This window comes from Actinoplanes sp. NPDC049598 (genome assembly GCF_040675435.1).
Lineage (GTDB): Bacteria > Actinomycetota > Actinomycetes > Mycobacteriales > Micromonosporaceae > Actinoplanes.
This window is the reverse complement of sequence record NZ_JBFAOX010000005.1, coordinates 271,622-289,746: the sequence shown is the minus strand read 5'-3', so window position 1 is coordinate 289,746 and position 18,125 is coordinate 271,622. Positions and strand designations below refer to the sequence as shown.

19 protein-coding genes and 2 tRNA genes are annotated in these 18,125 nt (G+C 71.5%); 11 read left to right on the top strand and 10 right to left on the bottom strand.

Annotation, left to right across the window (positions count from 1 at the left end):
* Nucleotides 1-97 precede the first annotated feature (97 nt).
* The 5 genes from AB0J66_RS14835 to AB0J66_RS14815 all read right to left on the bottom strand — a co-directional run bounded on the left by AB0J66_RS14835 (nucleotide 98) and on the right by AB0J66_RS14815 (nucleotide 5,364).
* Nucleotides 98-646, bottom strand: coding sequence for a GNAT family N-acetyltransferase (locus tag AB0J66_RS14835; RefSeq protein ID WP_364659967.1), 549 nt, complete (start codon nucleotides 644-646; stop codon nucleotides 98-100).
* Nucleotides 646-1,584: an endonuclease/exonuclease/phosphatase family protein gene (locus tag AB0J66_RS14830; RefSeq protein WP_364659965.1), complete on the bottom strand. Its 939-nt coding sequence runs from the start codon at nucleotides 1,582-1,584 to the stop codon at nucleotides 646-648. Before AB0J66_RS14830 ends, AB0J66_RS14835 begins: the two co-directional genes overlap by 1 nt.
* Before the next feature lie 38 nt (nucleotides 1,585-1,622).
* Nucleotides 1,623-2,630, bottom strand: a complete 1,008-nt coding sequence (locus AB0J66_RS14825) for an endonuclease/exonuclease/phosphatase family protein (protein ID WP_364659963.1) — start codon at nucleotides 2,628-2,630, stop codon at nucleotides 1,623-1,625.
* An 83-nt stretch (nucleotides 2,631-2,713) separates the two neighbouring features.
* The gene (locus AB0J66_RS14820) at nucleotides 2,714-4,060 is read right to left on the bottom strand and encodes a pitrilysin family protein (protein ID WP_364659961.1); all 1,347 of its coding nucleotides are present in this window, start codon (nucleotides 4,058-4,060) and stop codon (nucleotides 2,714-2,716) included.
* Nucleotides 4,057-5,364, bottom strand: coding sequence for a pitrilysin family protein (locus AB0J66_RS14815; RefSeq protein ID WP_364659960.1), 1,308 nt, complete (start codon nucleotides 5,362-5,364; stop codon nucleotides 4,057-4,059). Before AB0J66_RS14815 ends, AB0J66_RS14820 begins: the two co-directional genes overlap by 4 nt.
* 84 nt (nucleotides 5,365-5,448) lie before the next feature.
* Between AB0J66_RS14815 and arfB the strand changes: the two genes are divergently transcribed.
* Nucleotides 5,449-5,877 carry an alternative ribosome rescue aminoacyl-tRNA hydrolase ArfB gene (gene arfB / locus AB0J66_RS14810; protein ID WP_364659958.1) on the top strand — a complete coding sequence of 143 codons (429 nt, stop codon included), beginning with the start codon at nucleotides 5,449-5,451 and terminating at the stop codon, nucleotides 5,875-5,877.
* A 25-nt stretch (nucleotides 5,878-5,902) separates the two neighbouring features.
* Nucleotides 5,903-6,091 (top strand): hypothetical protein, encoded by a 189-nt coding sequence (locus AB0J66_RS14805; protein WP_364659956.1) that lies wholly within the window; start codon nucleotides 5,903-5,905, stop codon nucleotides 6,089-6,091.
* Here the strand turns inward: AB0J66_RS14805 and AB0J66_RS14800 are convergent.
* Entirely contained in the window at nucleotides 6,084-6,338 is a 255-nt protein-coding gene (locus AB0J66_RS14800; protein WP_364659954.1) for a helix-turn-helix transcriptional regulator, read from the bottom strand. The two genes, AB0J66_RS14805 and AB0J66_RS14800, sit on opposite strands and share 8 nt — an antisense overlap.
* 114 nt (nucleotides 6,339-6,452) lie before the next feature.
* Here AB0J66_RS14800 and AB0J66_RS14795 point away from each other — a divergent pair, with 114 nt between their 5' ends.
* Entirely contained in the window at nucleotides 6,453-6,722 is a 270-nt protein-coding gene (locus tag AB0J66_RS14795) for a hypothetical protein (protein ID WP_364659952.1), read from the top strand.
* Here the strand turns inward: AB0J66_RS14795 and AB0J66_RS14790 are convergent.
* On the bottom strand, nucleotides 6,709-7,650 hold the full coding sequence (locus AB0J66_RS14790; protein WP_364659950.1) for a 3-methyladenine DNA glycosylase: 942 nt from the start codon (nucleotides 7,648-7,650) through the stop codon (nucleotides 6,709-6,711). The two genes, AB0J66_RS14795 and AB0J66_RS14790, sit on opposite strands and share 14 nt — an antisense overlap.
* Before the next feature lie 174 nt (nucleotides 7,651-7,824).
* Here AB0J66_RS14790 and AB0J66_RS14785 point away from each other — a divergent pair, with 174 nt between their 5' ends.
* From AB0J66_RS14785 to AB0J66_RS14750, 8 genes are all read left to right on the top strand, one after another.
* A complete protein-coding gene (locus AB0J66_RS14785) occupies nucleotides 7,825-8,736 on the top strand; it encodes an ABC transporter ATP-binding protein (protein WP_364659948.1) in 912 nt (303 codons plus the stop codon).
* Nucleotides 8,733-9,575, top strand: coding sequence for an ABC transporter permease (locus AB0J66_RS14780; protein ID WP_364659946.1), 843 nt, complete (start codon nucleotides 8,733-8,735; stop codon nucleotides 9,573-9,575). The genes AB0J66_RS14785 and AB0J66_RS14780 overlap by 4 nt, the downstream gene beginning before the upstream one ends.
* A 37-nt stretch (nucleotides 9,576-9,612) precedes the next feature.
* Nucleotides 9,613-9,834, top strand: a complete 222-nt coding sequence (locus AB0J66_RS14775; protein WP_364660259.1) for a helix-turn-helix transcriptional regulator — start codon at nucleotides 9,613-9,615, stop codon at nucleotides 9,832-9,834.
* Between the two features lie 40 nt (nucleotides 9,835-9,874).
* Complete coding sequence (locus AB0J66_RS14770) at nucleotides 9,875-10,666, top strand: fumarylacetoacetate hydrolase family protein (protein WP_364659944.1); 792 nt, start codon at nucleotides 9,875-9,877, stop codon at nucleotides 10,664-10,666.
* A gap of 26 nt (nucleotides 10,667-10,692) precedes the next feature.
* On the top strand, nucleotides 10,693-11,496 hold the full coding sequence (locus tag AB0J66_RS14765) for an NAD(P)H-binding protein (protein WP_364659942.1): 804 nt from the start codon (nucleotides 10,693-10,695) through the stop codon (nucleotides 11,494-11,496).
* Between the two features lie 87 nt (nucleotides 11,497-11,583).
* Nucleotides 11,584-11,655 (top strand) — tRNA-Gln (locus tag AB0J66_RS14760).
* Between the two features lie 98 nt (nucleotides 11,656-11,753).
* Nucleotides 11,754-11,826: transfer RNA gene (locus AB0J66_RS14755), tRNA-Glu, on the top strand.
* Nucleotides 11,827-12,926: 1,100 nt separating this feature from the next.
* Nucleotides 12,927-13,625, top strand: a complete 699-nt coding sequence (locus AB0J66_RS14750) for an MBL fold metallo-hydrolase (protein WP_364659940.1) — start codon at nucleotides 12,927-12,929, stop codon at nucleotides 13,623-13,625.
* On the opposite strand, the gene AB0J66_RS14745 is transcribed toward AB0J66_RS14750, so the two are convergent.
* The 3 genes from AB0J66_RS14745 to AB0J66_RS14735 are packed head-to-tail and all read right to left on the bottom strand — an operon-like array spanning nucleotide 13,574 to nucleotide 17,863.
* Nucleotides 13,574-14,317 carry an MBL fold metallo-hydrolase gene (locus tag AB0J66_RS14745; protein ID WP_364659938.1) on the bottom strand — a complete coding sequence of 248 codons (744 nt, stop codon included), beginning with the start codon at nucleotides 14,315-14,317 and terminating at the stop codon, nucleotides 13,574-13,576. The two genes, AB0J66_RS14750 and AB0J66_RS14745, sit on opposite strands and share 52 nt — an antisense overlap.
* Nucleotides 14,314-15,105 (bottom strand): alpha/beta hydrolase, encoded by a 792-nt coding sequence (locus AB0J66_RS14740; protein WP_364659936.1) that lies wholly within the window; start codon nucleotides 15,103-15,105, stop codon nucleotides 14,314-14,316. Before AB0J66_RS14740 ends, AB0J66_RS14745 begins: the two co-directional genes overlap by 4 nt.
* Nucleotides 15,106-15,157: 52 nt before the next feature.
* Nucleotides 15,158-17,863: an AAA family ATPase gene (locus AB0J66_RS14735; RefSeq protein ID WP_364659934.1), complete on the bottom strand. Its 2,706-nt coding sequence runs from the start codon at nucleotides 17,861-17,863 to the stop codon at nucleotides 15,158-15,160.
* Between the last annotated feature and the right edge of the window lie 262 nt (nucleotides 17,864-18,125).

Below are 18,125 nucleotides of genomic sequence, written 5' to 3'. Positions count from 1 at the left end.
CCGAAAAAGCCCCGGGCATCTCGCCCGGGGCAGTGGTCAGCGCGCGCCGGGTCGTCCCGGCGTCGTCAGCTGCTGACCGAAGTTCATGCCGCCGATGCTAGGGCCGCCCGCTCCGGCCGGCATCCGAATATTCGTCGGCCAGCAACTGGAACAGGACGTGGTCCTGCCACTCGCCGGCGATCCTCAGGTAGCGCGGGGCCAGCCCGAAGCGGCGGAACCCGTTGCGCTCCAGCACTTTCTGCGAGGCCGCGTTGTGCACCAGCGTGCCCGCCTCGATCCGGTGCAGGCCGAGCTCGCCGAAGGCCAGACCGGCGACCCGGCCCACCGCGGCCGACGCCACCCCGCGCCCGTTGGCCGCGGCGGCCACCCAATAACCGAGGTGGCACGACTCGAACGGGCCGCGGGCGATGGCGGTGAGCATGATCCGGCCGACGATCCGGCCCTCGTCGACTATCACGTGCGGGAGGGTGACGCCGGCCTCGTACTGCCGGAGGGTCTCCCGGATCAGGCGCCGCTGGCCGTCGTCGGTGAAGAACTCGGGCGGGCGCACCGGCTCCCACGGCTCGAGGAAGTCGCGGTTCTCCCGCAGCAGGGCCGCCACCTCGGCCGCGTCCGTCTCCTCGGTCAGACGGGTGGTGACGGCCATCAGGCCGCCTCGGGCAGCATCAGCTCGGCCACGATGGCGCGGTGGTCGCTCTTGGGAATGCCCTGCACGCTGACGTCGCGGACGCCGATCCGCTCGTCCACCAGCACATGGTCGATGGTGACGGGCGGGAGCGGCTTGCCGTCGTACGGACCCCACGTGCCGGCCAGGCCCTTGCCGGTGGCGTCGGCCGCGTCCCGGTAGCCGTGCGAGATCAGCTTCCGCAACGGGGTGTGGTCGAGCGTGGCGTTGAAGTCACCGAGCAGGATCCGCGGCGTCTCGCTCGTGTCGGCGTACGGCTCGGCCAGCAGATCCTCGCGCCACTGGCCGAGGATCGACTGGGCGTACGGGGCGATCGGGTGGGCCGAGGTCACGCTCACCGGCCGCGCGCCGGGGGCGTGCACCGTCGCGTACGCCTGCATGAAGCCGCCGCCGTTCCGCTTGGCCCCCACCTCGGTGATCGGAAAGCGTGAGTAGACCCCCGAGCCGTCGGCCTCCGGCTCGTCGGCCAGTGACGAGTACGGCAGGAGAGCGCCCAGCCCGGCCGCGGCCAGCGCCTCCCGGCCCTGCGGGGTGAACTCCTGCACGACCAGCACGTCGATGTCCCGCTCGCTGACCAGCTTGACGATCGTGGCTGGATCGGCCGCCCCGAAGAGCATGTTGCTGGTCATCACGGTCAGCTTCACGCCCTGCTGCGGACCGCGGTCCCGGCTCGGCAGCGCGCGCGGCAGGACGGCCACGGTCAGCAGGGCTGCGGCCACGAGCGCGACGCCGCCGACCGTCCAGCGACGGGTGGCCAGGGCGAACACGGCGGGAAGCCAGGACCAGGCCGCGATGTACGGGGTGAAGGCGAACAGCTGCACCAGCGGGCCGCGTTCCCAGCCCCCGAGGCGGACGACCGCCCAGATCAGGCCGGGCAGGATGAGAAGCCAGAGGAGCACGGTCGGCGCGGCCTTTCGTCGTAGTGCTATCCCAGCCGTCACGCTTGCGCTGCCGGCACAGTGACAAACGCGATTACGGAGCGGTGGTCGCTGCCGTCGACGCCGTGCACCTGAACATCACGTACCCCCATCCGTTCGTCGACCAACACGTGGTCGAGGGTGACCGGCGGGATCGGCTTGCCGTCGTACGGCCCCCAGGTCCCGATCAAGCCCTTACCGGCGGCGTCGGCCGCGTCCCGGTAGCCGTCGGCGATCAGGTCGCGCAGCGGGGCGTGGTCGAGGGTCGAGTTGAAGTCGCCGAGCAGGATCCGCGGCGTCCCGCTCCTGGCCGGCCGGGGCTCCTGCTCGAGATCGGCCTTCCAGGAGGGCAGGGCCTCCTTCGAGTACGGCGCGAGCGGGTGGGCCGACTCGACGGTGATCGCCGCCGCGCCGGGCGGCTGGATCGTCGCGTACGCCTGCATGTTGCCCTCCTGCAGGTTGTCGCCGTTGAACCGCTGCGAGCCGGCGCCGGTCATCGGGTATTTCGAGTAGAGCCCGGACCCGGTCGTGCCCACCTCGTCGGCCAGCGCCTTGTACGGCAGCAGATCGCCCAGGCCGGCCGCGGCCAGCCCCTCGGCCGCCTTCGGGGTGAACTCCTGCACGGCCAGCACCTCGACGTCGTGCTCGCGGACCAGCTTGACCACCGCCGCCGGGTCGGCCCGCCCGAAGAACGTGTTGAGCGTCATGACCGTCAGCGGGACGCCGCTTTCCCCCTCTTTATCGGGAAGCGCACGCGGCAGGACGGCGGCACCCAGCAGGATGGCCGCGAGCGCGGCCGCGGCGGCGATCAACCACTTGCGGGCGAGCAGGGCCGCGATGAGCGGCACCAGGGTCCACGCGGCCACGTACGGCGTGAAAGCCATCACCATCACGACATAGCCGGGCTCCCAGCCGAGCGACCGGAAGACCGCCCAGACCAGGCCCGGCAGGGTCAGCAGGGTGAGGAGCACGGTGCGCCTCACCCGGCGACCCGGCCGGACCCCGGCCGGCGTTGTGGTGATCGTCATGGCGGCCAAACTAGCGGGCCAACCTTGCCGGTCCCTGAGATCGCGCGCTAACTCACAATTTAGATGTCAGCGTCGACGATCTGTTAGATGTCCGCGTCCACGATCTCGCCGATCCCGGCCGCCACCAGCTCGTCCCGGATGGCCGCGGCGTCACCCTCGACCACCAGCGTCAGCCCCTGCGGGTGCAGGTGCCGGCCCGCGGCCGCGGAGACCTCGGCCAGCGGCGTCTCCAGGTAGCTACGGCGCAGCTGCGGGTAGTAGTCGTCGGGCAGGCCGTAGAGCACCAGCGTGCTCAGCGCCCCGACGATCGAGCCCGGCGTCTGCATCTCCACGCTGAGCTGACCGGCCCGCCACGACCGGGCCACCGCCAGCTCGTCCTCGGTCACCCCGTCGAGCTGGGTGCGGTCGATCTCGCCCAGCGTGTCGACGATGGCCGGCACGGTCACCGCCGTCTGCACCCCCGCCGCCACCTCGAACCGGCCGAACCGGCGGGACATCGCGAACGAGCCCCGGATGCCGTACGTGTAGCCCTTGACCTCGCGGATCAGGTGGTTCAGGCGCGAGGTGAAGGCGCCGCCGAGCACCGTCGCGGCCAACGTCATCGGCACGTAGTCGGGAGTCGCCCGCTCGGCCGAGCGGTGCCCGATCCGCAACGTCGACTGCACCGAGCCCGGCCGGTCGACCAGGATGATCCGGCGGTGGTCGCGCACCGGCACACCCAGCGGGGCCTCGACCGGCAGCGGGTCACCCTCGGTGCCGGCGAACGCGGCCTCACCCAGCGCGGCCAGGTCGAGCGTGTCCAGGTCACCCGCGACCAGCAACACCCCCGGGCGGCGCATCCAGCTCTGGTGGAACGCGAGCACGTCGTCCACGGTCACGGCGGCCACCGAAGTGGGGTCGCCGTGCATCGGCCGGCCGAAGCGCTCGGCCACCCCGAACAGGTCGGCCCGCAGCGCGGCGTCGGCCCGCGGGCCGGGCTGGGCCCAGTCCATCCGCAGCGCGGTCACCTCGTCGTCGCGCACCCGGGTGACGTCGGCCGGGTCCAGCTTCGGGGTGCGGGCGGCCTCGGCCGCCAGGCGCACGGCCCCCAGCAGCTGCGGGACCGGGGCCGAGACCCCGACCCGGAACGTGTCCCAGTCGACCGACGGGGCCAGCTCGGCCCCGAGGGTCTCCAGCGCGATGGCGTACGCGGCGGAGTCGCGCCGGGCCGTGCCCTCCTCCAGCGACTTGGCCAGCACCGTGGCGGTGCCCTCACGGCCCTGGCTCTCCCGGGCCGCGCCCGCGTCGAGCATCAGCATCGCGGTCGCCAGCAGCTGACCGGGCATGTGGGCGCCGATCACCGTGCCCCCGGCGACGGTGACCCGCTGCAGGTCCGGGAACGTGTACGGCCGGGCCTCGCCCGGCTCGGGACGGGTGGCGATAAGGGTCATGGTTGCTCCTCGGGGACGTACGTGAGGGTGACCCTCGACTCGGGCTTCAATGCGAACTCGGCGGCCTCGGTCACGTCGTCGGCGGTGACCGCGAGCCACTGCGGCAGGCGGTACGCGGCCGCCTCGGCCTCGCCGAACTGCGTCGCGTAGCGGCTCAGGGTGTCGGCCCGGCCGCCCACCGTGGACACCTGCCGCCACCAGGCCGTGGTCAGCAGGGCCTTGGCCCGGGCCAGCTCGTCCTCGGTCACCGGCTCGGACACCAGGCTCGCGATGACCTCGTCCAGGCCCTGCTCGAGCTCCTCGACCGGCACGCCGTCCTTGGCCGTGGCCGTGATGATCAGCGGGGCCGGGGCGTGGGCCAGGTCGACGCCGTACGAACCGATGTAGTCGGGCTGGGCGATCCGCTTGCCGTCGGCCAGCCGCTGGTAGAGCCGGCTGCCCCGGCCGTTGCCGAGCACCGCGGCCAGCACGGTGATCGCGTCGTATCCCTTGGTCCCGAACGGGTGCGTCCGATGCGAGATGTAGATCCTCGGCGCCGGGACGGCGGCTTTGACTAATTCGCGTTTTGCGGATTCTTGTCCGATATGTCCCTTAGGCGCAGCGGGAATGCCGGGCACCGGCTCCAACAACCCGAAGTACTTCTCGGCCAGCGCGAACACCTGCTTGGGCTCGGCGTCCCCGGCCACGGTCAGCACGGCGTTGTTGGGCGCGTAGTACTGCTGATGGAAAGCCTTGAACGTCTCCAGGCCGGCCGCGTTCAGATCCTCCATCGACCCGATCGTGGCGTGGTGGTACGGGTGGCCCACCGGGTACAGCAGCTCCAGCAGCCGCAGCCAGGCGTCGCCGTACGGCACGTTCTCGTACCGCTGGCGGCGCTCGTTCTTGACCACCTCACGCTGGTTGTCCAGCGTCTCCTGGGTCAGCGCCGGCACCAGCCCGCCCATCCGGTCCGCCTCGAGCCACAGGGCCAGCTCGAGATGCTCGGCCGGCATCGTCTCGAAATAGTTGGTCCGGTCCGGGTTCGTGGTCGCGTTCAACGACCCGCCGTTGCCCTGCACGAGACGCATGTGCTCGGTCTTGGCCACATGCTGCGACCCCTCGAACATCAGATGCTCGAACAGATGCGCGAAACCGGTCTGCCCGGCCGGCTCATGCCGCGAGCCGACGTCATACCAGAGATTGACGCAGACGACCGGTGCTGTCCGGTCCTCGCTCACCACGACCCGCAGGCCGTTGGCGAGTCGCGTGGTTTCAATAGGCCACGGATAGCCGGTCGTGACAACCGGCACGCTTGGGGACGTCACCCACCCATACTGCCCCCTGGGTCAACGTTTTCTTGATCGATAACCGCGTGGCGGTCCGCGCGGGCCGATGCCATGCTGTCCTGCGTGACCGAGGACGTACGCGTGAACGACCGCCTGAGCATCCCGGCGGCTGAGCTCGCGTGGCGTTTCTCGCGCTCCAGCGGCCCGGGCGGTCAGGGTGTTAACACCACCGATTCCCGGGTCGAGCTGTCCTGGGATCTGGCCGGCTCCCAAGCCCTGCCCGCCTTCTTGAAGGAGCGGGCGATGGCGGCGCTGTCGGGGCGTCTGGTGCACGGTGTGCTGACGATCACGGCCTCCGAGTTCCGCTCCCAGCTGCGCAACCGCGAGGCGGCCGCCATGCGCCTGGCTCACCTGGTGGCCGCGGCGATCGCCCCGCCCCCGCAGGCGCGCAAGGCCACGCGCCCGTCCCGCGGCTCGGTCGAACGCCGTATCGCCAGCAAGAAACGCCGCGCCCAGACGAAGCAGAACCGCCGGTCTTTCCCCACGGATTGACCCGTTCTGCCCCGATAATCGAGCGGTGAACCCGTCCCGCCTCACCGTCGCCCTCGTCGCCGGCGGCAGCTTCACCTCCAGCATCACGGTGATCCTCGTCCTGGCTGCCCTCCTCGGCCTGGGCGACCGCACGGTCCTCTACGTCCTGGTCGCCCTCTGCGCCCTGACCGCCGCCGCCATGCTGATCACCGCCGCCCGCCTGCGCGCTAGCTGAACAGCTCCAGGGGCTTGCCGAGGATGGACATCAGGCGGCGGGTGGCGGGGGAGAGGCCGGCCAGCGTCACCAGCTGGCCCTCGGCGTCGTAGAGGTCGTCCAGGGCGCGGGCGATCCCCGGGGTCGGTGGGCGCAGGTCCCGCTCGACGCGGGAGAGGTGGCCCGGGTCGATGTGGGCGGTGCGGGCCGCCTCCCGCAGAGAGCGGTCGCCACGCAATCTGCGGGCCATTTCGCCGAATGTCTCCACGGCTCCTCCTTCATCGGGGTGTTGCCAATTCACGACCGATTTCTGGCAACGCGCGCCAACTGGTCTCGCAACTATAGTCGCACGCCTAGTCCGATGTGGAGTGAGGGTTGTGTGATGCTGCCTCAGCCTGGGGATGTGCTGGATGTGGGCCGGTCGGCGAGCGTGCAATTCGCTACGCCGATCCGGTTCCGGGTCATTCGGGTGCACGACTGGCAGACCTACACCGGTTGGGTGTGGCTCGACGGCTACGAGCTCGACGCCGTCGGGGACGCGCTGGACCGGCGGTCGATATTCGTGCAGGTCGCGGGTCTGCGACCGGCGCCCGAAGGGCTCGACGGCGGTGCCGGGCCGCCGAACGGGGCGGGGCCGGTCAGCGGTGATTGAACGGGGCGACGGCCTCGCGGTTGCGGGCGGCGTCCTCCGGGCCCATCAGCTCTTCGCAGACGCGGATGAGCCGGGCCCGCAGGGCGGCCGCGCGCCGGGCGAACTCGCGCTGCCGGGCCACGTACTCCGCCTTGCCCTCGGGGGTCTCGATCTTGACCGGGTCGAAGCCGTACGAGGACAGGTCGTACGGGCTGGCCTGCATGTCCAGCAGCCGGATGTCGCCGGCCAGGGCGAAGCAGTCGAGAGCCAGCGCGCCCGGGACGGCGGGGCCGAGCTTGGTCGCCCACTTGTGCACGTCCATCGCGGCGTGCAGGCAGCCGGGCTGGTCGAGGTCGACCTGGGTCGCGCGGGTGGGCTGGAGCCGGTTGAGGCCGACCGCCTCGGGGGTGAAGAAGCGGAAGGCGTCGAAATGCGTACACCTGATCGGGTGATCCTCGACCACTCGATCGGTCTCGGCCTGGCCGAGCCGCAGGGGCAGCGGATGGCGGTGCTCCCGGTCGCGGTAGACCATGGCCCACTCGTGCAGGCCGAAGCAGCCGGAGAAGACCGGGCGGGACGCCGTCGCCGTCAGCAGGCCGTGGATGTAGCGCACCGACTCGCCGCGCGCGTGCATGAAGGCGACCTCGTCGAGCGTGACCACCCCGTCCGGGTAGGTCATGTAGAACTTCCACGAGGCCTGCTCGGCCACCCCGGCCGGCGACGGGGCCAGCCCGGTGCCGACCCCGGGGTGCCATCGGCGCAGCACCGAGGGCCGGGTGCCGTAGTAGTCGTACAGAAAGTCCTCGATGGCGTGCTTCTCGCCGGAGGCGCGGCGGGCACGGTGGCCCGCGGTCATCTCGTCGGCCCGCTCGGCATGCGCCCGGGCGATAGGAATCCAGGTGACCGAGGGCAGCGTCGTGGTGAGCGTCCTCACCTGCTTGATCCCCATCGCACCAGCGTATCCAGCCGAGGCGATCAACACGATCACCGTCACGCGCCAATGAGCCGCGCCACGGTGCTCACTCCCGGCATATCCGTCCATTTCGGTAAGTTAATTTTTCGGACACCGCACACCTGCAAAATTATGTAGCACATCTACTATATCGTTGATAACGTCCCGGACATGACTCTCGCGGGGGCGCTCACGACCGGCCCGGAGGTGCCGGCCGGCGAGCGGGTGATCGACATCAACGATCTCCACATGCGCTACGGGCCGAAAGACGTGCTGACCGGCGTGACCTTCGCCGCCCGGCGCGGCGAGGTCCTCGCTCTGCTCGGCCCCAACGGGGCGGGCAAGACCACCACGATCGAGATCCTCGAGGGCTTCCGGATGCGCTCTTCCGGAGACGTACGGGTCCTGGGAGTCGATCCCGCCGGCGGTGGCGAACAGTGGCGCTCCCGCCTCGGCGTGGTGCTCCAGTCCTGGCGTGACCACGGCAAGTGGCGCGTCGGCGAGCTCCTGGAGCATCTGGGCCGCTACTACCGGCGCTACCGCCGCCCCTGGCCGGTCGCCGACCTTCTGACGGTCGTCGGCCTGACCGCGCAAGCCGGCACCCGGCTGGCCCGGCTCTCGGGCGGCCAGCGCCGCCGCCTCGACGTCGCGATCGGCATCGTCGGCCGTCCCGAGCTGCTCTTCCTCGACGAGCCCACGGTCGGCTTCGACCCGGCGGCCCGCCGCGAGTTCCACGACCTGGTCCACCGGCTGACCGATGTGGACGACACCACCATCCTGCTCACCACCCACGACCTCGACGAGGCCGAGAAGCTCGCCGACCGGATCGTGATCCTCTCCGGCGGCCGGATCATCGCCGACGGCTCGGCCGACGAGCTGTCGCGCCGGGTCACCCGGGAGAGCGAGATCCGCTGGACCCGCGACGGCCAGCGCTTCGTCCACTCGGCCGCGGAGCCGACCCGGTTCCTGCACGAGCTGCTCGTGCAGTACGGCGACGACGTCACCGAGCTCGAGGTCCGGCGCACCAGCCTCGAGGACACGTACATGCGGCTGGTCCGCGACTTCGAAGGGAGCGGGCGATGATCGAGACGCTCCGGCTGGGTGTCGCCCGCGGGCTCATCGAGCTCCGCCAGACGCTGACCACGCCGCTGGACCTCTGGGGTTACCTGTTCCCGACGATCCTCTGGCTCGGGACGCTCTTCTTCATGCGCAACGCCACGGTCCCGGGCACGTCGTTCTCGCTCGGCGCCAGCGCGCTGCCCGGCATGCTCGGCATGAACCTCGCCTTCGGCGGCCTGATCACGATCGCCCAGCTGCTCGTCGTCGAGCGGGAGGACGGCACGCTGCTGCGGGCCAAGGCCACGCCGAACGGGATGGGCGGCTACCTGATCGGCAAGGTGGTCGCGGTCGGCGGCATGACGCTGGTCGCCCTGCTCACCGTGCTGATCCCGGGGGCCTTCCTGGTCGACGGGCTGCAGCTCGACGCCGGCGGCTGGCTGACCCTGCTCTGGCTGGTGCCGTTCGCCCTGCTGGCCACGATGCCGATCGGCGCGGCTCTCGGCTCGCTCTTCGAGAGCCCGCGATCCTTCCCGTTGGTCATGCTGCCGATCTTCGCGGTCATCGCGATCTCCGGCGTCTTCTACCCGATCACCGCCATGCCGGGCTGGTTGCAGGGCGTCGCCCAGATGTTCCCGATCTACTGGCTAGGGTTGGGCATGCGCTCGGCGTTCCTGCCGGATGCGCTGGCCGCGGTCGAGATCGGCGACTCCTGGCGCCACCTGGAGACGTTCGGCGTGCTCGCGGTCTGGGCGCTGGCCGGCCTGGCGCTGGCGCCGGCGCTGCTGCGGCGGATGGCGCGCCGGGAGTCCGGTTCGGCCGTCGCGGCGCGGCGTGAGCGGATGATGACCACGGTCGGGCGGTAGGGAATTGGGCAACGAGGTCACGTACAACCGGATCGCCATGCTGCGCGCGGAGCGCGGCATCTCGCGGCGGCAGCTCGCCGAGGCCGTCGGGGTCCACTACCAGACCGTCGGCTACATCGAGCGCGGTGAGTTCAGCCCGAGCCTTCACCTCGCCCTCAAGATCGGGCGGTACTTCGAGGTGCCGATCGAAGTGATCTTCGCCCTCGATCCGTTCCCGCGTCTTGGCGCGACGGCGGACGACGTCCGGCGCCCGGCGTAGATTTCGGGGCACAGCTGTAAGCCGCGAACAGGAGATCATCGTGCGTTTCGCCCGTTTTGTCCATGCTGGTGGAGTCTCCTTCGGCGTTGTCGAGGGTGACGCCTCCGGCCTGACCATCGCCGAGATTTCCTCCCTGCCGTTCGAGGAGGTCCGCTTCACCGGCCAGCGCTGGGCCCTGGCCGACATCCGGCTGCTCGCCCCGATCTTCTCGAGCAAGGTCATCGGCGTCGGCCGCAACTACGCCGACCACGCCGCCGAGCTCGGCAACGAGGTGCCCAAGGAGCCGCTGATCTTCATCAAGCCGTCCACCTCGGTGATCGGCCCCAACGACGCCATCCGGCTCCCCCCGCAGTCCCAGCGCGTCGAGGAGGAGGCCGAGCTGGCCGTCGTGATCGGCGCCACCGGCGCCCGCCGCGTCGACCGGGCCGGCGCCGAGAAGGCGATCTTCGGCTACACCATCGGCAACGACGTCACCGCCCGCGACCTGCAGCGCAGCGACCCCCAATGGACCCGGGCCAAGGGCTTCGACTCGTTCTGCCCGATCGGCCCGTGGATCGTCACCGGCCTCGACGTCAGCGACCTCGAGATCCGCTGCGAGGTCGGCCGCAACCCCGACGCCATGGAGGTGCGCCAGATCGGCCGCACCAAGGACATGGTCTTCGACGTGCCCACCCTCGTGTCGTACGTGTCGCACGTCATGACCCTGCTGCCCGGCGACATCATCCTCACCGGCACCCCGGCCGGCGTCAGCGAGATCACCTCCGGCGACACCGTCTCGGTGAGCATCCAGGGCATCGGCGAGCTGCGGAACCCGGTCGTCTCCCTCGACTGAGCTCTATTTCCGTATACCCTACGGAGATGAGAATCCTGGTCACCGGGGCCACCGGGAACATCGGGCGGATGGTCGTCGACGAACTCCTGGCCGCCGGCGCCGACGACATACGGGCCCTGACCGTCGACCCCGGCCGGGCAGCGCTCCCGGCCGGAGTCGACGTCGCCCGCGGCTTCGTCGGCCGCCCCGAAACCCTGCGCCCCGCCCTCGACGGCGTCGACGTGATGTACCTCGCCCCGCACATCCCCACCGCCCACGAAGCCTGCCGGCTGGCCGCCGACGCCGGCGTCCGCCGCATCGTCGACCTGGCCGGCGCCAAAGGCGACCACTGGCAGGCCATCGAAGACGGCGTCGAAGCCTCCGGCATCCCCTGGACCCACCTCGAACCCGGCGAATTCATGGCCAACGCCGACCTGTGGGCCCCCCAGATCCGCGCCGGCAACGAAGTCCGCGACGCCTACGGCGACGTGGCCAACGCCGCCATCGCCCAAGAAGACATCGCCGCCGTCGCCGCCCACGTCATCCTCAACCCCGGCCACGACGGCAAATCGTACGAACTCACCGGCCCCGAAACCCTCACCCGCCGCGAAAAAGTCGCCGCCATCGGCCGCGCCCTAGGCCGTGACCTCCACTACATCGAACTGCCCTACGACGAAGCCCTCAAGCAGTTCGAAAAAACCATGGGCGAGTACGCGAAGTGGTACCTCGACGGCCTAGCCGCCACCGTCGGCCACCCCCAACAGGCCGTCACCACCGTCGCCGACCTGCTCGGCCGGCCCGCCCTCACCTACGAACAGTGGGCCCACCGCCACCAGGACATCTTCCGATGAACCGAACCCGATTTGTTGGTCATGCGGGGGTCGGGTAGAGTTCTTTCTCGGCACGGCAACGCGGTGAAAACCACGACGCCAAGCCAATGGGGTATGGGGTAATTGGCAGCCCGACTGATTCTGGTTCAGTTAGTCTAGGTTCGAGTCCTGGTACCCCAGCGCTACAACTCCCGCGGGAGAGGCGGCGCTGGACTTCTGATAGAGTTCGGCCCGTCGCAAACGCGAGAGCGAAGCGAAAAGCAGTACAGCGAGTCCACGGCCCCGTCGTCTAGCGGCCTAGGACGCCGCCCTCTCAAGGCGGTAGCGAGGGTTCGAATCCCTTCGGGGCTACATTCGGGTTGACCCCTGTCAGCAGAAAGCGCTGACAGGGGTCATTTCGCATGTCTGCCTGGGGGGCGACCCCCCAGACCCCCACGGTGCGGTGGGCGCGGTGGGGGAGTTGGTCGCGCTTGGGGGCGTTGGGCCTTCGGCCCTCGCCGGGGCTGGCGTGTCGGCTGAGAATGTACGGTTCCCAGCCCGGCTTGGCGCCGCGCAGCCCCGCCCGGCCTAACCCAACCCTGCCCGGCCAACCTGGTCCGGCCCCGGCCTCGCCCAGCCCGGCCTCGCCCAGCCCGGCCTCGCCCAGCCCGGCCCAACCTGGCCCGGCCCCGTCTCGCCCAACCCGGCCACGCCCCGGCCCCGCCCGGCCCGACCCGCCTCGCCCAGCCAGCCTCGCCCAGCCAGCCAGCCAGCCTCGCCCGGCCCCGCCCGGCCCAGCCAGCCTCGCCCGGCTCGGCCCAGCCTCGCCTCGCCCGGCCCAAACCGGCCAAGCCCAGCCCAGCCCCGCCCGGCTCGGCCCCGCCCCGGCCCGGCCCCGCGCAGCCCCGCCCCGGCCCGGCCCCGCGCAGCCCCGCCCCGGCCCGGCCCCGCGCAGCCCCGCCCGGCCGAACCCGGCGCAGCTCGCCCGGCGATCTACCAGGTCGTCCCGCGGTGGCCCAGCCTCGCCCGGCTCGCCCCGCCCGGCCCCGCTCGGCCCGACCCCGCCCGGCTCGGCCTGCCCTGCCTGGCCCAGCTCGGCGCAGCCTCGCCCGGCGGGGCGCGGCGCAGCTCGGCCCCGCCCCGCCCGGCCCAACCCGGCGCAGCTCGCCCGGCGATCTCCCAGGTCGTCCCGCGGTGGCCCAGCCCCGCCTGGCCCAGCTCGGCGCAGCCTCGCCCGGCCCCGCCCGGCCCGGCCCCGCCCCGCTAGCCCCGTCCGGCCCGGCATGTGCTGGCTCGCGCAGGCCTGCCGGGCTTGCCCCGCCTGCTGGGCCGTGCGTGGTTTTGCTGGCTGACACCGTTCGCGGGGCTGGGCGGCTCGGTCGCCTGGGGTCGCCCGGCTGGTGCTGGCTGGTTTTGGGGGGTGTTCGTTTTGGGCGTAAAGGCTGGGAGGGCGGAATCAATACGGTGGGGGGATGAGGGACATTGCGGTCAGGCGGGTGGACTATGGCTACTTCGTGCGGCCGGGGGAGGAGACCGGGACGGGGGCGGCGCGGGTTGAGCCGACGTTCGGCTACCTGGTTGAGCATCCGGAGGCGGGGCGGCTGCTGGTCGACACGGGGATGGGGCGGGATGCGTGGGTGGACGGGCATTACCGGCCGACGCGGGTGGGGCTGGGTGATGCGTTGAAAGCGGCGGGGACCGACCACAGTGGCATCCGGTTTGTGGTGAATTGTCATCTGCACTTCGATCACTGCGGGGGGAATCCTGAGCTGGCGGGGACGCCGGTGTTCGCGCAGCGGGCCGAGTTGGCGCTGGCGCGGGCGGCGGAGAGTCACACGCTGCCGGAGTTGGTTGATCACAAGGGGGCGCTGATCGAGGAGATCGACGGCGAGGTGGAGATCATGCCGGGGGTGCGGATCGTGCCCACGCCGGGGCATACCGCGGGGCATCAGTCGGTCGTGGTGACGCGGCGGGACGGCACGGTGATCGTGGCCGGGCAGAGTCACGACAACGCGAATCTGTTCACCAGCGACGTGCTGGGGCGGCACGCCGGGGTGGGGGAGCAGCCGGCCTGGCTGGGCCGGCTGCTCGAGCTTGATCCGCGGCAGGTGGTCTTCGCTCACGACAACGCGGTGTGGACTCCAGGCTCCAGCCAGGTCAGTCTGCCCTGAGGGAAGGCGGCGTCGATCTCGGCGCGGCCCTCGTGGAAGTGGGACCAGCCCTCGTAGTGCACGGGCACGATTCGCTTCGGCTTGATGTGGTCGGTCAGGGCCACGGCGTCGCGGCCGGTCATGGTGAAGCGGGCCGGGCCGGTCAGGCCGAACTGCACCTTGCCCAGGTGCAGGATGGCCGTGTCGACCTCGAAGCGGTCAGCCACCTGCCGTACGCCGGGGAAGTCCACGGTGTCGCCGGAGATCCAGACGACCGTGGACGAGCCCTTGGGGCGCAGGGCGAAGCCGGTGGTCGGGCCCACGATGGGCACGCTCCACCACGGGCCGTGCCGGGACGGGGTGGCGGTCACCTCGACGTCGCCGATTCTGGTGGACGCCCACGGGGCCAGGCCGGTGGCGTTCAGCCGGCGGCCGGCGGCGGGGGTGCTCACCACGACCGGCACCCGTTTGAGCAGGGCCCGGCCGGTGTCGTCGAGGTTGTCGGCGTGCTGGTCGTGGGTGAGCAGCACACCGTCGAGCGGCCCCAGCGCCGACGCCGGCAGGGCGGGGCCGGTGGTCTTGCGCGACGACGTGCCCCAGCCGAACGAGTAACGCCGGCCGGGGTCGTCGAACGTCGGATCGACCAGCAGCCGTACGCCTCCGATCTCCAGCAAGGTCGTCGGCCCGCCGATGTGGGTGATGGCCAGTGTCATTTCTTGTTGGCCAGCGCCCAGTCGAGGACCTCGTCGGCGATCGCCTCCCAGCCCTTCTGCGCCGGGAGCAGGTGCGCGTAGCCCTCGTACTCCTTGCGTTCGGTGATGGTGTTCGACTTGTAGTGCTTCTGGTTCGACTCCTGGATGGCCGGCGGCATGATGTGGTCCTCGGAGGCGGAGACGAACAGCAGCGGCGCCCGGTTGTCGTTGTGGTAGTCGACCCACGTGTCCTGGTGGCCGGGCTGGAAGTTGGCCAGCACCCCGCCCCACAGGATGCCGCCGCTGGCCGGGATCGCGTACCGCTCGTACAGGTAGCGCGCCTCCTCGTCGCTGAAGGTGTTGGTGAAGGCGTACTTCCATTCCTCGAAGCTGAGCGGGATCGCCTTGTTCCGGTTGGCCGGGCTCTTCAGAACGGGGAAGGTCGACTTCAACTGCGAGAGCGGCACCACCCGTACGCCTTCGGTCGGCGCCGAGTTGAGCGCGACCCCCGCCACGCCGAAGCCGTGGTCGAGCAGGATCTGCGTGAACGCGCCGCCCGCCGAGTGGCCGATGATGATCGGCGGCTCCGGCAGCGCCTTGATCGCCTCCTCGTAGCGGGCGATGATCTGCGGCACGGTGACGTTTACGACCGGCGTCGGGTCGGCGTTGAGCGCCTCCACCTCGACGTCGAAGCCGGGATAGGCCGGGGCGATCACCTGATGACCCTTGGCCTCGTAATGCGCTTTCCAGTTCTCCCAGCTGCGCGGCGTCACCCAGAAACCATGAACGAGCACGATCGGAGTAGTCATGTCCAGATCGTGGTGGGAGCGTGTCCATTCGCGCACCACGCGTCACGCGTAGTCAGTCGTGCAACGTCTCCCGCAGCTGCCGGCGCGAGCTGACCCCGAGCTTCCGGTAGACCTTGCGCAGGTGGTAATCCACAGTGTTCGTGCTCAGGAACATGTGCGCGGCGATCTCGGCGTTCGTCCCGCCGTTGCGGGCCAGGCGGGCCACGGCGGCCTCCTGCGGGGTCAAGGCCGTTTCGTCCTCCGGCTGTACGGGGGTGAGCACCGTCCCGCCGAGAGCCCGCAACTCCTGGCGCGCCCGCTCGGCGAAGGCGCCGGCCCGCACCTCGTCGAACATCTCCAGCGCCAACGTCAGGTGATAGTTGGCGTCGCGCCGTCGACGGCGGCGGCGCAGCCACTCCCCGTACAGCAAGTGGGCCCGAGCCAGATCGCCATGGGCGATCGTCCCGCTCAGCTGGATGATCGCCTGCTGGTAGTGCCTTTCCGCGTCCTCGGCCCCGGACAGCAGCGCGCAGCAGCGCTCCAGCAGGCCCATCACCCGCGGCATGCCCGAGGCGACCACGGCCAGCGACAGATCCGAGTACGCCTGCTCCGCGGTCTTCCGGTCGCCGGCCCGCAGCGCCGCCTCGACCAGATCGGGCAGCGCCCACGCGTACCGTCGCGGCCGGCCGAGCTCGACGAGCCCGCGCAACGTGTCCCGGGCCGAGGCGTAGTCGCCGGCCGCGATGTCGAGGACGGCCAGGCTGAGCCGGGTCGTGCCATGCAGGCCACCTAAATGCAACGCCGCGAAGACGTCCAGGGTGGGTCGGATGCTCTCGCGCGCCTCGGCCGGGCCGCGCCAGGCCAGCAGCTCCGGATGTTGCCAGACCGGCTCCTGAGCGGCGGTCAGACCGATGGCCTGACGTAGCCGCTGACCGGCCGTGTCGTGCCGGTCAGCCTCGTCCAGCCGGCCCAGCATGGCCGCGGTGGTCGCGCCCAGGAAGTGCACCAGATCGAGCCGGTGCAGCGCGCCCGTACGCCGCGCCACCTGCTCGGCCCGGTCGAGGATGGTCCTCCTCGACTCGTCGTCCCACAGCAGATGGCAGAAGTTGACGCCCACCACGAGCCGGTTGAGCAGTTGCTCCTCGGGCCGCCTCGGATCGGTGATCGCCGTGACCGCCCGCCGCAGCGCCGGCACCCCCGACTCGTAGCCGCCCACCGTGAACGCCGCGTATCCCGCGAGCAGCAGCCCGTCCAGGTCGTCGTCGCCGGCCAGCGGCGCCGCCACGGCCGCGATCCGCGCCTCGGCGACCCCGGCCAGATGCTCGGCCGTCGTCACGTGCTCGATCGCCTGCAGGACCGCCTCCCGCGCCCGCGCCCGGTCGTCCCCGAACGCCTCGGCCGCGGCCAGGCACTTGGCCGGCGCGTGCAGCAGCCCCTCCGGCACTCCCGCATCGACCTCGGCGTAGGCCCGCGTCATCAGCGCCGCCCCGCGGGCCGCCCCCGGCAACGTCCGTTCGTCGACCGCGTCGAGCAGCGCGAGCGCCCGGGCCGGTGCGCCCGCCGCCATCGCCGCCCCGGCCGCCCGCACCCGCCGCCGTGCTCGCAGCGCGGGATCGGGAGTCAACTCGGCCGCCCGCCCCAGAAAACCGGCCCGGGCGGTGTGCCCGCCGCGCGCCCCGGCCCGCTCGGCGCAGCGTTCCAGATCGGCCGCCACCGTCTCGTCCGGCCCGTCCGCGGCCGCCGCCCGATGCCAGGCCCGCCGGTCCGCCTCACCCGGATCCGTCACCGCCGCCGCCAGCGCCCGGTGCGCGGCCCGGCGCTCGGCCGCACTCGCCGCCCCGTAGACCGCCGACAGCACAAGCGGATGCCGGAAGTTCACCGGCGGCGACCCGGTGACGAACCGGTCCGCCTCGGCCGCCGCCGCATCCGCGCCCAGCTGGGAAGCCGCCGCGGCCACGAGTGCCCCATCGCCGCCCGCGTTGGCCGCCGCCAGCAGAAGCCAGGTGCGGGTCGCGGCCGGATAAGCGGCAATCCGCTGCGAGTAATGACTTTCCGGCCGGCTCCCGATCGGCATCGGCTCGGGCAGCGGCGTGGTCCCATCCCAATGATCGGCCGTCAGCTCGCGTCCCAGATCGGTCAGCGCCAGCGGATTGCCACCCGTGACCGCCACGATCCGCGCCGCCAGCGCCGGATTGACCGCCCCGTCGACCACCTCGCCCAGAAGCGCCACCGCCGCTTCCGGCTCCAGCCCGCCGATCCGCCGCACCGGCAACCCCGGCAACGGATCCGCGTCCCCCGGCTCCGCCCGCAGCCCGAACAGCAACACCACACCCTCGGCGTGCAACCGGCGCCCGACGAAGGCCAGCGCCCGCAACGATTCGCTGTCCACCCACTGCGCGTCATCCACGATGCAGAGCCGCGGCTCCCGCGCCAGCAACGTCAACGTGGCCAGACTGACCAGATACAGATCGGCCGGCGCCCCATCGGAAAGCCCGCAGGCCACCTCCAGCGCCACCCGCTGCCTCTCCGGCAGCCGATCCCGCCCACCCAGCATCGGCACCAGAAGCCGATGCAACGCCGCATACGGAAAATCAGCCTCAGCCTCGACCCCGCTCACCCACAGGGCCCGCCCGTCCGCCCGCTGCGCCCGCCGAAGCAGAGACGTCTTACCGACGCCCGCTTCACCCCGCAACACCAGAGCCGCACTACGCCGCTCCCGCCGCCCGGCCACCAGCCGGTCGAGAACGGCGCCCTCCGCCTCCCGCCCGAAGAGTCGCACGCCGCGACTTTATCGACGACCGGCGCTCCCATCACAGGCCCGAAAGTCTCCGATCCCCCGTATCTGAGGCCGAATTCCCGTCGATCGCGGCGTGGCTTGTGTGCTCGCCGCCCCGGCCTGCTCGGTCGCGGCGTTGGCTTGTGGGTTGGGTAGTTGTGTGCCCGCAGCCCGCAGCCCGCAGCCCGCAGCCCGCAGCCCGCAGCCCGCAGCCCGCAGCCCGCAGCCCGCAGCCCGCAGCCCGCAGCCCGCAGCCCGCAGCCCG